The organism is Microvirga rosea (assembly GCF_020595095.1).
GTDB classification, from domain to species: Bacteria; Pseudomonadota; Alphaproteobacteria; order Rhizobiales; family Beijerinckiaceae; genus Microvirga; species Microvirga rosea.
The window spans coordinates 126,625-140,053 of sequence record NZ_JAJDOP010000001.1 but is presented as its reverse complement, the minus strand read 5'-3'; the positions used below and the strand labels follow the sequence as shown (position 1 = coordinate 140,053).

Annotated in this window: 9 protein-coding genes, 1 tRNA gene and 1 pseudogene; 6 read left to right on the top strand and 5 right to left on the bottom strand. The window is 63.8% G+C overall.

The annotated features are described in order from the left end of the window. Positions 1-8 precede the first annotated feature (8 nt). Genes LJD17_RS00640 through tsaD form a run of 3 tightly spaced genes read right to left on the bottom strand, consistent with a single transcriptional unit; the run spans position 9 to position 2,637 of the window. The gene (locus tag LJD17_RS00640; protein WP_227381887.1) at positions 9-1,001 is read right to left on the bottom strand and encodes an NAD(P)H-dependent glycerol-3-phosphate dehydrogenase; all 993 of its coding nucleotides are present in this window, start codon (positions 999-1,001) and stop codon (positions 9-11) included. After that, positions 998-1,582 (bottom strand): GNAT family N-acetyltransferase, encoded by a 585-nt coding sequence (locus LJD17_RS00635; RefSeq protein WP_227381883.1) that lies wholly within the window; start codon positions 1,580-1,582, stop codon positions 998-1,000. The genes LJD17_RS00640 and LJD17_RS00635 overlap by 4 nt, the downstream gene beginning before the upstream one ends. Next, a complete protein-coding gene (gene tsaD, locus LJD17_RS00630; protein WP_227381881.1) occupies positions 1,582-2,637 on the bottom strand; it encodes a tRNA (adenosine(37)-N6)-threonylcarbamoyltransferase complex transferase subunit TsaD in 1,056 nt (351 codons plus the stop codon). Before tsaD ends, LJD17_RS00635 begins: the two co-directional genes overlap by 1 nt. Positions 2,638-2,765: 128 nt before the next feature. Between tsaD and hemC the strand changes: the two genes are divergently transcribed. The 6 genes and pseudogenes from hemC to LJD17_RS24175 all read left to right on the top strand — a co-directional run bounded on the left by hemC (position 2,766) and on the right by LJD17_RS24175 (position 10,305). Then, positions 2,766-3,692 (top strand): hydroxymethylbilane synthase, encoded by a 927-nt coding sequence (gene hemC / locus LJD17_RS00625; protein WP_227381879.1) that lies wholly within the window; start codon positions 2,766-2,768, stop codon positions 3,690-3,692. After that, positions 3,693-4,307: pseudogene (locus LJD17_RS00620) on the top strand (uroporphyrinogen-III synthase); the annotation flags it as partial. A gap of 168 nt (positions 4,308-4,475) precedes the next feature. After that, the gene (locus LJD17_RS00615) at positions 4,476-5,831 is read left to right on the top strand and encodes a COG4223 family protein (RefSeq protein WP_227381873.1); all 1,356 of its coding nucleotides are present in this window, start codon (positions 4,476-4,478) and stop codon (positions 5,829-5,831) included. A 12-nt stretch (positions 5,832-5,843) separates the two neighbouring features. Beyond that, a complete protein-coding gene (locus tag LJD17_RS00610; protein ID WP_227381871.1) occupies positions 5,844-7,418 on the top strand; it encodes a heme biosynthesis HemY N-terminal domain-containing protein in 1,575 nt (524 codons plus the stop codon). A 93-nt stretch (positions 7,419-7,511) separates the two neighbouring features. Then, a tRNA-Thr gene (locus LJD17_RS00605) sits at positions 7,512-7,587 on the top strand. Positions 7,588-7,860: 273 nt separating this feature from the next. Next, positions 7,861-10,305 (top strand): M10 family metallopeptidase C-terminal domain-containing protein, encoded by a 2,445-nt coding sequence (locus LJD17_RS24175; protein ID WP_319799658.1) that lies wholly within the window; start codon positions 7,861-7,863, stop codon positions 10,303-10,305. Positions 10,306-10,412: 107 nt separating this feature from the next. Here the strand turns inward: LJD17_RS24175 and LJD17_RS00590 are convergent, their stop codons facing one another. Beyond that, the gene (locus LJD17_RS00590; protein WP_227381869.1) at positions 10,413-11,303 is read right to left on the bottom strand and encodes a cation diffusion facilitator family transporter; all 891 of its coding nucleotides are present in this window, start codon (positions 11,301-11,303) and stop codon (positions 10,413-10,415) included. Positions 11,304-11,455: 152 nt separating this feature from the next. Further along, positions 11,456-13,429, bottom strand: a complete 1,974-nt coding sequence (locus tag LJD17_RS00585) for a CHASE2 domain-containing protein (protein WP_227381867.1) — start codon at positions 13,427-13,429, stop codon at positions 11,456-11,458.

Genomic DNA, 13,429 nt, shown 5'->3' with positions numbered 1-13,429 from the left:
GGGCTTCCTCAATGCTCGGACTTGATCGGGCGGTTCATCAGCAGGTCGACGGCCCGGTCGATGGTGCAGGCGCCGCTGAGGATCTGGTCCACGGCTTCCGCGATGGGCATGTCGATCCCCTTGGCGCGGGCGAGGGCCACAAGGGCGCGCGCCGTGGTGGCTCCCTCGACCAGCTTGCCCCCGGCGGCTTCCTCCGGTGAAAGACCCTGACCGAGACGCTGGCCGAAGGCGAAGTTGCGCGAATGCGCCGTGGAGCAGGTGAGAACCAGATCTCCCAGGCCGGAAAGGCCCATCAGCGTTTCCGCCTCGCCTCCGTAAGCCCGGGCGAAGCGCAGGAGTTCGGCGAAGCCGCGTGCGATGAGAGCCGCCTTCGCGCTCTCGCCAAGGCCACGGCCCGCCACCGCTCCGCAGGCGATCGCCAGAACGTTCTTGGCCGCTCCGCCGATCTCGACCCCGCGGATATCGGTGCGGTGGTAAACCCGGAAGGTCGGGCCGGACAGGGCGGTCGCCATATCCTCCGCGAGCACGGCATCCCGGCAGGCCAGGGTCACGGCGGTCGGCAGGCCCCGGGCGACGTCGTCCGCAAAGCTCGGACCGGACAGGACCGCCAAGGGGCCGCCGGGCCGGACGGCCTCGACGACATCGCACAGGAAGGCGCCCGTTTCGCGCTCGATCCCCTTGGCGCAGAGCACCAGGGGCGTATCGGACGGCAGCACGGCGGCAAGGGCCGCGCCCATGTCCCGGGTTGTCTGCGCCGGTGTCACCAGGAGAACGGCCGACATGCGCGCCAGATCGGCGAGGGCAGCGGTCGGACGGATCCGGTCGTGAAGGCGAATACCGGGGAGGAAACGCTCATTCGTGCGCGTTGCCGCAAGAGCCGCCGCCTGTTCGGGATTTCGCATCCACAGCACGACCTCGCTGCCCGCAAGGGCGGCTGCGTTGGCGAGCGCCGTTCCCCAGGCTCCGGCGCCCGCGACCCCGATTCGCCGTACAGAACTCATGCGGCGCGTCCTGCCGTCGCGGCTTTTTCGAATTGCTCGCGGGACAGCCGATACAGCACGTGAGGGCGAAGCGGATGTCCCTCGGCGAGAGCCGGGTGATCGAAATCCCCGTCGAGATCTCGCACCATGCCGAGACGTTCCATCACCCGCCGGGAGGGAGTGTTAGGACGTGATGTGAACGACACGATTTCCGGATGTTCGGTGCGGTCGAAGAAATCGCGCAGAGCCGTGCGGGCGGCTTCCGTGGCATATCCATTGCCCCACCATGCGCTGCCCAATCTCCAGCCGATCTCGATGGAGGGCGTGAAGGGCATCGGCCGCAGGATCCGCCGAAGGCCCGTATAGCCGATGAAGCGGGCTTCTCCCGGGATCTCCAGCGCCCAAAGGCCAAATCCTTCCGCATCGAAGGAGGCGTCATGGCTGCGTGCCTCAACGGTGCTTTCCTCGGCCGTGCGAAGGCTTGGAAAATAGCGCATGACGTCCGGATCGGCGCACATGGCGGCGTAGGGCGCAAAATCCTCCCGGCGCCAGCGGCGCAGGATCAGGCGCTCGGACGCGAGTTTCCCCGGGCAAGGCGGCATCAGGCTTTGGCTCCCGCCTCGTCGCGGCTCGAATCGAGGGGCCAGCGCGCGCGGGCCGGGGCCGAGATGTCGTCGATGAGACCGAGCCGCATGCGCTCCAGGCCGGCCCAGGCGATCATCGCGCCGTTGTCTCCGCACAAGGACAAAGGCGGTGCGATGAGGCGCAGACCCGTTTCCACCGCAAGCCGCTGCAACGCCTGGCGCATCGCCTGGTTCGCCGCGACGCCTCCGGCCACCACGAGGGCGGTCGGATGACCGGCGATATCCCGGAACGCCCGAAGACCCGTGCGGGTGCGGTCCACCACCGTGTCGACGATCGCAGCCTGGAAGCTGGCGCAAAGATCGGCCACATCGCTCTGCGTCAGGGGGGCGATGCGCTCGGCCTCCACTCGCACGGCGGTCTTGAGGCCGGAAAGGGAAAAGTTCGGTTCCGGCCGCCCCATCATGGGCCGGGGAAGCGCAAAACGCTCCGGATTGCCGCGGGTGGCTTCCTGCTCCACATGAGGGCCGCCGGGATAGGGAAGGCCCAGGAGCTTCGCCACCTTGTCGAAGGCTTCGCCGATGGCATCGTCGATCGTGGTTCCGAGCCGCACGTAATCGCCGATTCCCCGCACGGCGACGAGCTGCGTGTGCCCGCCGGACGCCAGGAGAAGCAGGAACGGGAAACCGATGCCGTCCGTCAGCCGCGCGGTGAGCGCGTGAGCTTCCAGATGATTCACCGCCATCAGGGGCTTGCGCGTCACGAGCGAAATGGCTTTGGCCGTCGTGAGGCCCACCAGCACGCCGCCGATCAGGCCCGGCCCCGCCGCCGCCGCGATCCCATCGATGTCATTGATGGTGCAATTGGCGTTCTTGAGCGCGCGCGCCACGAGCCGGTCGATGACTTCCACATGGGCCCGCGCCGCGATTTCAGGAACCACGCCTCCGTAGCGGGCATGCTCGGCGATTTGGCTCAGGACCTCGTTGGAGAGAATTTCCCCACGTCCGTCGAAGCCGATGCCAACCACGGCGGCGGCTGTTTCGTCGCAGGTCGTCTCAATCCCGAGAATGCGCATGATCGTGCAAGCTATGGTTCGTTGGAGCTGATCTTTCGGGCTTCACGGCCCGCCTGTCCTCCCCCTATAGTCCGCCGCGCCATCCAAGATCAAACACCGATCTCACCTTAGAGGAGAAGACACCCAGAATGCCCGCCTCATCCGCCTTCGTCATCGGCACGCGCGGCTCTCCGCTGGCGCTGGCTCAGGCCCACGAGACGCAGAGGCGGCTCGGGGACGCGCATGGCCTTGCTCCCGAGCAGTTGCTTTTGCAGATCATCAAGACGACGGGTGACCGCATTCAGGACCGCGCGCTGTCCGAGGCGGGCGGAAAAGGGTTGTTCACCAAGGAACTCGACGTCGCCCTTCTCGAAGGGTCCATCGATCTGGCCGTGCATTCGGCCAAGGACCTGCCGACGGCGCTGCCGGAAGGGATCGCGATTGCCGGCTATCTGCCCCGGGAAGATGTGCGCGATGCCTTCATCAGCCTGCGGGCCAAGAGCCTGAAGGATCTGCCGGAAGGCGCCGTCGTCGGCTCCGCGTCCTTGCGCCGCCAGGCCGAGATCCGCCGTCTGCGGCCCGATCTGAAAGTCACGCTGCTGCGCGGAAACGTGGAAACGCGGCTCGCAAAGCTCGAACGCGGGGAAGTGGATGCGACGCTCCTGGCCATGGCCGGCCTGCGCCGCCTCGGCCTGACCGAGCACGTGACGGACGTTCTCGACGTGGACGATTTTCTCCCCGCCGTAGGCCAAGGCGCCATCGCGATCACGATCCGGACCGGCGATAACCGGGTGGAGCAGGCGATCCGGCCGATCCTCGATCCCGAGACCGGTTATGCCCTTGCGGCGGAGCGCGCCTTTCTGACGGTGATGGACGGATCCTGCCGGACACCGATCGCCGGGCATGCCCGGATTGTCGGCGGAGAGCTCGACATGCGCGGCCTCGTGCTGCGCCCGGACGGCTCGGAAAGTCTCGATGTCCGGCGCCACGGCGCGCCGGCCGATGCGGCGGCGCTCGGCCGTGAAGCCGGACTCGATCTGCGCTCACGCATGCCGCTCGATTTCCTCGAGCTCTGAATGCGGGTTCTCGTCACCCGCGCCGCGGAGGACGCGGCGCGCACGGCAAGCCGCCTCGAGAGCCTGGGCCACGAGACGATCCTGGCGCCGATCACCCGAATCGTCTCCACGGACGAGCCGCAGCCCAAAGGGGCCTGGGATGGGCTGATCGTCACCAGCGCCCATGCGGAAGGCGCCCTGCGGACCGTCATGGGCAAATCCATCCCCGTTTTCGCCGTCGGCGACAGAACGGCGACCATCGTGCGGGCGGCAGGCTTCGAGTCCGTCTTTGTGGCGGAAGGGGACGCCGTGTCCTTGTCGAGGCTCGTCCGGGAGCGATTCGCCTCCGGACAGAGCCTTCTTCATGTCACGGCACGGCATCACAAGGAGGAGCCGGCCGCCTCGCTCCGGGCGCAGGGCCTGCATGTCACCCTGTGGGAAGCCTATGAGGCCCGAGCCCTTGAGACCTTGCCGTCGCCCGCGGCTGACGCTCTTCGGTCTGGTCAGGCGCAGGCCGTGCTCCATTATTCCAGGCGGAGCGCCGACCTTTTTCTGCGCCTGACCAAGGAGGCTGACCTCTTGCCGACCCTGTCGTCCGTTCACCATGCCTGCCTTTCGGCGGATGTGGCGGCGTCCCTGGAAGCGTTGGGATTGCCGGTCCGCATCGCCGCGCGGCCTGAGGAGGAAGCGCTCCTGGCTACGCTCCGGTGACGCCTGCGACATCTTCCTTTAGGATCCTGCTTCGCGAAAAGGGAACGAAAGGCCGTGCTCAAGCTTGCCTTATTTGTTCATCAAGAGTGACCCGTGACCGATTCTTTTGACCCCAAGGCCCCCAAATCGTCCTCCAAGAAGCCCCGGCGCGAACCGGCAACGATCGACCTTGAGGCCAAGGTCGTCGATGACCGCCGGCCCGTGGACGACACGATCTCCGATGTCGAGACCGAACGGCTGGTCAGCGAGGCCATGGCGGAGGCCGAGGCAAGCCTCGATTCCGGAAGCGGGACCGATTCGATCGCAGCCGCAGCCGGTCCCGACGCTCTCGCCGACCCGGACCCGGCCGGCCCGAGCGATCCGTTGCCCCCGCCCCCGTCAGGTGCGCCGTCACCCGCGCCGGAGCGACGGACGTCGCCCGGCGCCCTCGTGGGGGCCGGCCTCATCGGGGGCCTCGTCGGAGCCGGGCTCGTTTACGGATTGCAGGTTCTGAAGAGCGAGCCCGTTTCGCAGGATCCGCAGCGGCTCACCCAGCTGGAGCAACGGGTTGCCGCATTGGGGCAGCCAGCCAATACCCAGAGCCTGGAAGCGCGCCTCAAGACCCTGGAGGACGCGCGCTCGGCCCTCGACCGGCGCCTTCAGGCCGCCGAGGCCGCGGCGCGCCAGGCGGATGCCCGCGCCGGGGAAGCCTTGAACCGGCCAGCCGCCGAAGCCCAAAGTCCGCAGGACAGGGCTGCCCTGCAGGGCGTGACAGAGCGCCTGGCCGCCCTTGAAAGCCAGCTGCAGGCGCAGGCCCAGGCCACGCAGCAGGCCGGAGGCTCGGCGGAGGCGCTTCAGCAATCGGTTCAGTCCCTCGACAACCGGGTGAACGAGAACGGCCAGCAGCTCGCCGCCTTGTCTCAAAAGGTCACCCAAGGCCCCGACGAGGCGACCCTCGCGGCGCTTCGGCTTTCCCTGACGGCGCGTCTGAACGACGCCCTCCGGCGCGGGGTGCCTTACGCGGAAACCCTTTCGGCCCTCCAGAAGGTTTCAAAGGATTCCAGCCGCCTGAAACCTATGGAGCCCTTCGCCCAGCAGGGCGCGCCCACCGCCGCGGACCTGTCCCGATCCTTCGCGCCGCTTCGAACCGCGATCCTGCGGGACGATCGCGCTTCGTCCGGAGGAAGCTGGACCGACCGGCTCTGGCGAATGACCGACCGGATCGTGACCATTCGACCCGTCAACGATTCCGGTTCCGCCGGCGTGCCGGGCCTCGTCGCCCGGATCGATCAGGCTCTTGAGCAAGGAAATGTCAGGGAGGCGGCCGCGGCATGGCAGAGCCTGCCGGAACCGTCGCGCCGCCTCTCCGACGAATGGGGGCGCCAAGCACAGGCCCGCGCGGAGGCGGAAGCTGCTGCCCAGGCCGCCGCCGACAGCGCTCTTTCCGCCCTTCCGGCGACGCAACAATAGGATCAGGCCAGCATGTGGCGTGCACTTGTCTTTATCGGTCTTCTCTGTGTCGCGGCATTCGGCGCGGTCTGGCTGGCGGATCGCCCCGGCACCGTCCTGGTCACCTTCGGCGGCTACGAGATGCAGACCTCGGTGGCGGTTGCCGCCGTTGCCCTGGCGGGGTTGGGATTGGGGCTGGCTCTCCTATGGGCGGCGATCACAACGCTTCTCCGGCTCCCATCCCGCCTCACGTTCGCGTCGCGGGCCCGGCGCCGGGCGAGGGGTTATCAGGCCGTGTCACGGGGGATGGTTGCCGTCGGAGCCGGTGATCCGATCGCGGCGAGGCGCTATGCGGGAGAAGCCGAGCGCCTTCTCGGCCGCGAGCCCCTGACGCTGCTGCTGAAGGCCCAATCCGCTCAGGTCTCCGGCAATCGCAACGCCGCGGAGGCCGCTTTCACCCAGATGATGGAGGAAGACGAGACGCGCGTCCTCGGGCTGCGTGGATTGTTCGTGGAGGCCCGTCGGCGCGGCGATATTCCGGCCGCGCATGAATATGCGGCCGAGGCGGTGCGTCTTGCACCCGCCGCGACCTGGGCCAGCGATGCGATTTTGGAAGCCCGATGCGCCGAGCGAAACTGGCGTGGAGCCCTGGAGGCGGTGGAGCGCCGGGCGTCCCTTGGCCTTGTCGATAAGTCGACCGCAAAGCGTCACAAGGCCGTGCTCCTGACCGCCGATGCCCTGGACCGGGATGAGCATGACCGGGAAGGCGCCCTGAGAAGTGCCCAGGATGCCCTGAAACTTGCCCCCACGCTGATTCCGGCCGCCGTTCTGGCTGGGCGTATCCTGTCCCAGCGCGGGGACCTGCGCCGCGCCGCCAAGGTGGTGGAAAATGCTTGGCGCAGCCAGCCGCATCCGGATCTGGCGGAGGTTTACTTGAATCTGCGGCCGGGCGATTCCGCCCTGGACCGCCTCAAGCGCGCGGAGACGCTCGTGAAGCTCTCGGGCGGTGCTCCGGAAGGGCGGCTCGCGGTCGCCCGGGCGGCCCTGGAAGCGCGCGAGTTCGACCGCGCCCGCGACGTTCTGGAGCCGCTTCTGGCCGATCGCCCCACTATGCGCGTCTGCCTGTTCATGTCGGACCTCGAGCAGGCGGAACACGGCTCGACCGGGCGTGGCCGGGAATGGCTCGCGCGCGCCACCCGTGCCCCGCGAGACCCGGCTTGGATCGCCGACGGCGTCGTCTCGGACCGTTGGGCGCCGATTTCGCCCGTGACCGGACGCCTTGACGGATTTGTCTGGGAAGCGCCTCCGGATGTGCTCGTCGCCCCGGAGATCGCAATGAGCGACGATGTGACCGCCGATCTGGACGATACGCCGAAAGCGCTGCCGGTCCGGGAGGAGGAGCCCGTTCTGCCTGAGGCTTCCGAGGATCAGAGCGTCACGGTTTCCACCGGAGAGCCGGAACCGGCTTTGCCGATCCCGGAGCCAGCGCACGCTGAGACTCATTCGCCGAAGCCTGAACCGGTCGTCTTTCCAGCGACGCCTCCGGATGTCCCGCGTCCCGCCGAGGAAGCGCCGCCGGCGCGCCGCAGCGTCTTCTCCATCTGGTAGCGAGGACCGGTTCGCTTTTCGTCGCTCATCATCCCTTGCCAAGCGTTCGTGGTGAGGGTATGAGGTCGCGCTCTTCGATCATGCGATCGCGACGCCGCAATAGCTCAGCTGGTAGAGCACCTCATTCGTAATGAGGGGGTCGGGGGTTCGAATCCCTCTTGCGGCACCATTTTCGACTTCCCGTTAGATAAGAATAATCCTTCTCGATGACGAGGGATTCGATGCCTGTGCGATTCCGCACAAGTCAGACGTTTTTCATAACATTATATCATTGTCTTTATTACTGCACATGGTACCCCTCCATCGGATCATCAAGAACCTGTGCTTATCTTGATGAAAAGACCTACCTAAATGCGTAGGCAAGGGGGATCAGGTTATGTGTTTCTTCTGCGGTCAGACCGGTCAGCATCAAGCTTGGGGTTCATTCCAACACGCTAATCTGATGCGGCAAACGGATCATGAAAACTCCCAAGGCGGGATGCTGCCGTTCGATCCGACGCATAAGGCCCCACAAACTCCCAGTGCTCCGCACCTTGCCGGTCCCACCAGCCCGTCCGCATACGACGAGATAGCATTCATCAACGGGATGGACGCGGATGGCGTACTTACGAATACGAGTTACTGGGGGAGCGTCGATCAAACCGCTCGAAAGTGGGGCGACCCCGTCACGGGCACTGGAGCGGTTATTTCGTACAGCTTCGAGCCAGTCTCCGATTTTACGCCGACGGAAAAGAACACTTATCTAAAGGCCTTTGCGTTGTGGTCCGCTGTCGCCAACGTGCAGTTCGTGGAGGATGGCAGCCCCGATGCGGATTTCGTCCTTGTGCGCGGACAGGACGGTAGCGCCTACGAGGACGGCCCCGTCTCCGAGGGCTCGGGCACGACACCGGGCACTCCGATCGATCAGGCTTATATCTCGATCGATACAACCAAAATGGGTTTCGATCTGTCGGGCGACCTGAACCTGCTTGGCGGATATGGCATGGGAACCGTCATTCACGAAGTCGGTCATTTGCTCGGCTTGGGGCATGGAGGCGCATACAACGGCGACGTCGATCCACAGACCCAGCAATTCAGTGCCTATGACAACCGCCAATATACGATCATGTCGTATATTGATTGGTCGCGGGACGATGCGAAATACTACGACAGCTATCCGACTCCGGGGACGGATTGGGGGACAGATGCCGAAGGTTTTCCCCGGCAAGCGGCCCTCACTCCCATGATGCTGGACATCATAGCCATTCAGCAACTCTATGGCGCTCCCGTCGACACACCTTTATCAGGTGGTCAAGTCTTCGGCTTCAACAGCAACATCACAGGCCCGTTGAAAAGTTTCTTCGACTTTTCGCTCAACCAGCATCCGGTTGTCACTCTCTATGATCAAGGGACTGATAACACGCTGGACCTATCGGGTTATTCCGAGGGTTCCTTCATCAGTCTTCAGCCTGGAACGTTCAGTAGCGTTGCAGGCATGACAAATAATCTCGCCATCGACGTGGGAACGATCATTGAGAAGGCAATCGGAGGCTCAGGCGAAGATGTGCTCTATGGAAGCGAAACAAACGATATTCTGATTGGCGGCGCCGGAGATGATCTGATCGATGGCAGCGACGGGAATGCGGATCTGGCAGAGTGGAGCGGCAAGCTTTCGGACTACAAAATCACCATCGGCGATGAAGACAATCATGTGATTCTTGTTTCCGATAACCGCGATATAGACGGCTCCGACGCGATCACAAATATCGAATCCCTGAAGTTTGAAGATGGAACCTTCACCCTCTCGGAGCTTCTGGGTGAGGCTCCCACGGATATCTCACTCGATAACAAGGCCGTCGAGGAGAACACGCAGAAGGATGTGGTCATCGGGGCGTTCGACACAACAGATGCCGATACGGGCGACACTTTCACATATTCTCTCGTCGATAGCGCCGGAGGGCGCTTCGCCCTCTCCGGCCAGCATCTCGTTGTCGGGAATAGCGCACTGCTCAATCATGAGCCCAATGGATCCTATGACGTTGTCGTGCGTACACGGGATGCTGTCGGGCATACGTTCGACAAGAAGTTTACAATCACTGTCACAGATGTAAGCGAGCGTCCGAACGATATCTTTCTATCTCCTGCAACTATTGCTGAAAACAGCCAGAACGGAACGGTTGTCGGCACCGTGTCTGCCATAGACGAGGATGCCGACAGCAAGTTCAAGTATGAACTGGTTGATGGAGCAAACGGCCGTTTCGCCCTCAGTGGCGACAAGATCGTCGTTGCGAAGGGCGCCTTACTCGATTACGAGCAAAGTTCCAGCGAGAGCATTATCCTTCGTGCAACCGATCAGACTGGGCTCAGCCTCGAAAAAGTCGTCAAGGTTGCCATTCAGGACATCGCCAGCGAAATCATCTCAGGAACGGATCGAGGTGATATCATCTCTGGCGGTGTCGGTTCGGACAAGCTCTCGGGCGGGGGCGGCAATGACGTTCTCACCGGCGGCGTTGGCAAGGACATCCTGAACGGCGGAGGCGGAGATGATCGCCTCGAAGGCGGCTTGGGCCAGGACATCCTTATCGGCGGCAGCGGGCGAGATATCTTCGTGTTCCACAACAAAGATACAGGTGTCACCCGAAAGGCGGCCGATCACATCATCGATTTCTCGGGCGTACGGGGTGACAGGATCAACCTGAAGGCCATCGATGCGAATACCAAGATCAAGGGTGATCAAGCCTTCGCTTTTATCGGCACGCATGCGTTCACCAAGGCTGGTCAGGCACGGTACGAGAAGATCGGCAAGGACAGCTATGTCTATCTCAATACCGATCAGGATGCGGCAGCCGAAGCTGTTCTTCACTTGAAGAACGTGAAGGCCCTTTCAAAGGCTTGGTTCGTTCTCTAGATCCTGCGGTTATGGAAGGCCCCTGTCCATGGACGTGGGCCTGGATTCCGCGCGGTGATGCGCCGTTCAAGCACTCTCTCGCGTGCTGATTTCAGTGGGGATCGGTCTCAGGACAGAACGACGATGCCTGCGTGCTTTGCCTTGTCGTCCGGCTCCACGTGGATCGTGATGAGAGCGTCTTCGATCTCAGCTTTGAGGGATCGCTCGATTCGGTCGCAAATGTCGTGCGCATCCGTCACGCTCATGCCGCCGGGTACCACCAGATGGAAGTCGATGAAGGTCATCCGGCCGGCATGTCGGGTCCGCAGGTCGTGGGCTTCGATGGCGCCCTCGGCATTGATGGCGATGACCTCGCGGACGCGTCTGAGGGTTTCCTCCGGCACGGCCTCGTCCATCAATCCGCCGATGCTTTCCTTCATCAGCCCCCAGCCCGACCAAAGAATATTGACGGCGACCAATGCCGCCATGGCCGGATCGAGCCAATGCCAGCCGGTCAAGGGCACGAAGAGGAGCCCGGCCAGGACGCCGACGGATGTATAGACATCCGTGAGGAGATGGCGCCCATCCGCGGCGAGAGCCGGTGAACGCATCCGTCGACCTTCGCGAATCAGAAGCCAGGACCATCCCGCATTGATGAAACTCGCGATGGCGTTGACTCCGAGTCCTTCCAGCGGAATGTCGAGGTTCCGGGGATGGAGAAGTCCAAAATAGGATTCCCGCAGGATCATCAGGGCGGCGACGATGATCAGGACGCCTTCGAGCACGGCTGAGAAATATTCCACCTTGTGGTGGCCATAGGGGTGATTCTTGTCGGCCGGCTGCGCACTGACGCGGATGGCCATCAGCGCCGCCACTGCCGTGACCACGTTGATGATGCTCTCGAGAGCATCCGAATAAAGCGCGATGCTGCCGGTGAGATAATAGGCAGCAAATTTCAAGGCGAAAACGATTGCGCCGATAAAAATGCTGCCAATGGCAAGTTTCTGAATCTTGTCCATCGCGCCAAAAGACCAGGAGAGGGTGGATTTTCAGAACGTCTTATAGACGGGCCGGCATCCGGCGCAAGTCATTGTTCCTCTTTGCAAATCGCTTGCAAGAGCACGTCTTGCGCCACGTCTTGCACTATGCTTCGGATGCGAAAGCCTGACCCTTATTCTTCAACCGGCAGGCGCGTTTTCATCCGGGCGTAATATCGGGCCAGGGAAGGCGCGATGGCCGCGCAGGCATGCGCGAGCGCGATGGCCTGTGTGCGATGTCCTGCTCTCAACTCCACCAGAAAGCGCTCATGCTGCTCCTGAAGGTCCACCATGCTGGAGACGGGAGCGTCCGGATTGACGATCGTGAAGATGGCCGATTCCGTGCTGCGGCCTCGCACGGCGATGCGGTCCAGCTCGATCAGCGCGAAGTGGTCCTTGACGGCCTTCGCCGTGGCGGGCCCCAGGATCAGCGACACTCCATATTCCTTCGACAGGCCTTCCAGCCGCGAGGCCAGATTGACGGTGTCGCCAAGAACGGAATAGTCGTAGCGCCAACGGGACCCGACATTGCCGACCACGCAATCGCCCGTGTTGATGCCGACGCCGATGGCGAAAACAGGGGCATTGTCCCCCTGCTCGTCCCGCAGCTGGGCGTTGAGCCGGCCGACGGCTTCCAGCATGCGTGTCGCGGCCTTCACGGCCTGCAAGGGATGATCCGGGCTCGGGAGCGGCGCATTCCAGAAGGCCATCACGCAGTCGCCCATGTACTTGTCAATGGTGCCTTTCTCGGCCAGCACGGCCTCCGAGAGCGGATCGAGCAGACGATTGATGAGGCCGGTCAGCCGCTCGGGCTCGTCCTTCAGGCGTTCGGAAAGGCTTGTGAAGCCGCGCACGTCGCAGAACAGGATCGACAGATTGCGCCGCTCCCCGCCGAGTTTGAGCGCTCCGGGATTGCGGGCGAGCTGAGCCACGAGATCGGGAGAAAGGTAGCGCGAGAAAGCCTCTGACACCGCATGCCGCATTTGCCGCTCGCGGGCGTAGTCGAGACCGAAACGCGCGCCGAACACTCCCAGCGCGGCCGCAACGGGCAGGGCCGGGGGAGCCCAAATCCGTCCCCATTTCAAAAGGCCCCAGGCGCCAGCGATGAGCAGGGCCAGCGTCAGGAGCGCCAGGAGCCCCGTTCTCCACGAGACCCCGTTTCGGCAAAGAAATGCTGCCAGAACAGCGGCGGCCAACAGAAGACCCGCCATGACGAGGCGCGATACCGGCACCACGTAGAGACGGTGCTGAAGGTTATCCAGAACGGTCGCCTGGGCTTCCACGCCGGCGGTCAGCCCCTGGCTCAAAAGGGTGTAGGGCGTTGCAAAGGCGTCCGGCGCGCCACTGTCGGGCGAGGTGGAGGCCTTGAGGCTCAGGCCGATGAAAACGACCTTATCCTTGAAGCGACCCGGCGGCAGGAATTCGTCCGGATCGAGAGCCTGATAATAAGACACGGTCGGATATGTCCGGGCCGGTCCGAAGTACTGGATCAGCGCGCCTTCCGGAGGGGCTTCGACCGTGTGCCCGCTCATCTTCAGAGCCGCTGCGGCAAATCCATCTTCGACATGAGGCATGCGGCGCAGGTAGGCATCGCCATCGAGATCAACGGACGTCACGCCCGCATGGGCCCCTGCATCGAGAAAATCCTCGATGGGATTGACCCGGGTCGTCTGCGTGCCTTGCTCCAGGGGCGTCGTCACATCGTCGGCGGCGAGAACCACGTCCGGCCCGAGGGAGGCGGCAAGTTTGCGATCGGCCTCTTCCGTTGACGGCTCGGCAAAGATGATGTCGAGCCCGATGACCTTGGCCCCGGCAGCCCGGAGCTTGTCGATAAGGCGGCCATGCAGGTCCCGGGGCCAGGGCCAGCGCTGGCCCACCTCCGAGAAGGAAGGCTCGTCGATGGCGACGATGACGACCCCCGGCTGGGGCGGAACGGGAGGGGCGACAGTGGAGAAAAGATCGAAGAGACGATCCTCCACGAGGCGGAAGGGCGAAAAGAAGGAAAATGGAATCAGCAAAGCGGCGACGATGAGCGCGATGGCATAGTGACGCCATGTCCCTGTCGTCTGCGAGTCCTGCTCCGCCGGAGCCGCTTTGCCGTTGTTCAC

Bases quoted from the DNA above. Each gene is read 5' to 3' on its own strand.
- LJD17_RS00640 (WP_227381887.1), bottom strand. From the start codon at position 1,001: ATGAGTTCTGTACGGCGAATCGGGGTCGCGGGCGCCGGAGCCTGGGGA.
- tsaD (WP_227381881.1), bottom strand. From the start codon at position 2,637: ATGCGCATTCTCGGGATTGAGACGACCTGCGACGAAACAGCCGCCGCC.
- LJD17_RS24175 (WP_319799658.1), top strand. From the start codon at position 7,861: ATGCGGCAAACGGATCATGAAAACTCCCAAGGCGGGATGCTGCCGTTC.
- hemC (WP_227381879.1), top strand. From the start codon at position 2,766: ATGCCCGCCTCATCCGCCTTCGTCATCGGCACGCGCGGCTCTCCGCTG.
- LJD17_RS00610 (WP_227381871.1), top strand. From the start codon at position 5,844: ATGTGGCGTGCACTTGTCTTTATCGGTCTTCTCTGTGTCGCGGCATTC.
- LJD17_RS00590 (WP_227381869.1), bottom strand. From the start codon at position 11,303: ATGGACAAGATTCAGAAACTTGCCATTGGCAGCATTTTTATCGGCGCA.
- LJD17_RS00635 (WP_227381883.1), bottom strand. From the start codon at position 1,582: ATGCCGCCTTGCCCGGGGAAACTCGCGTCCGAGCGCCTGATCCTGCGC.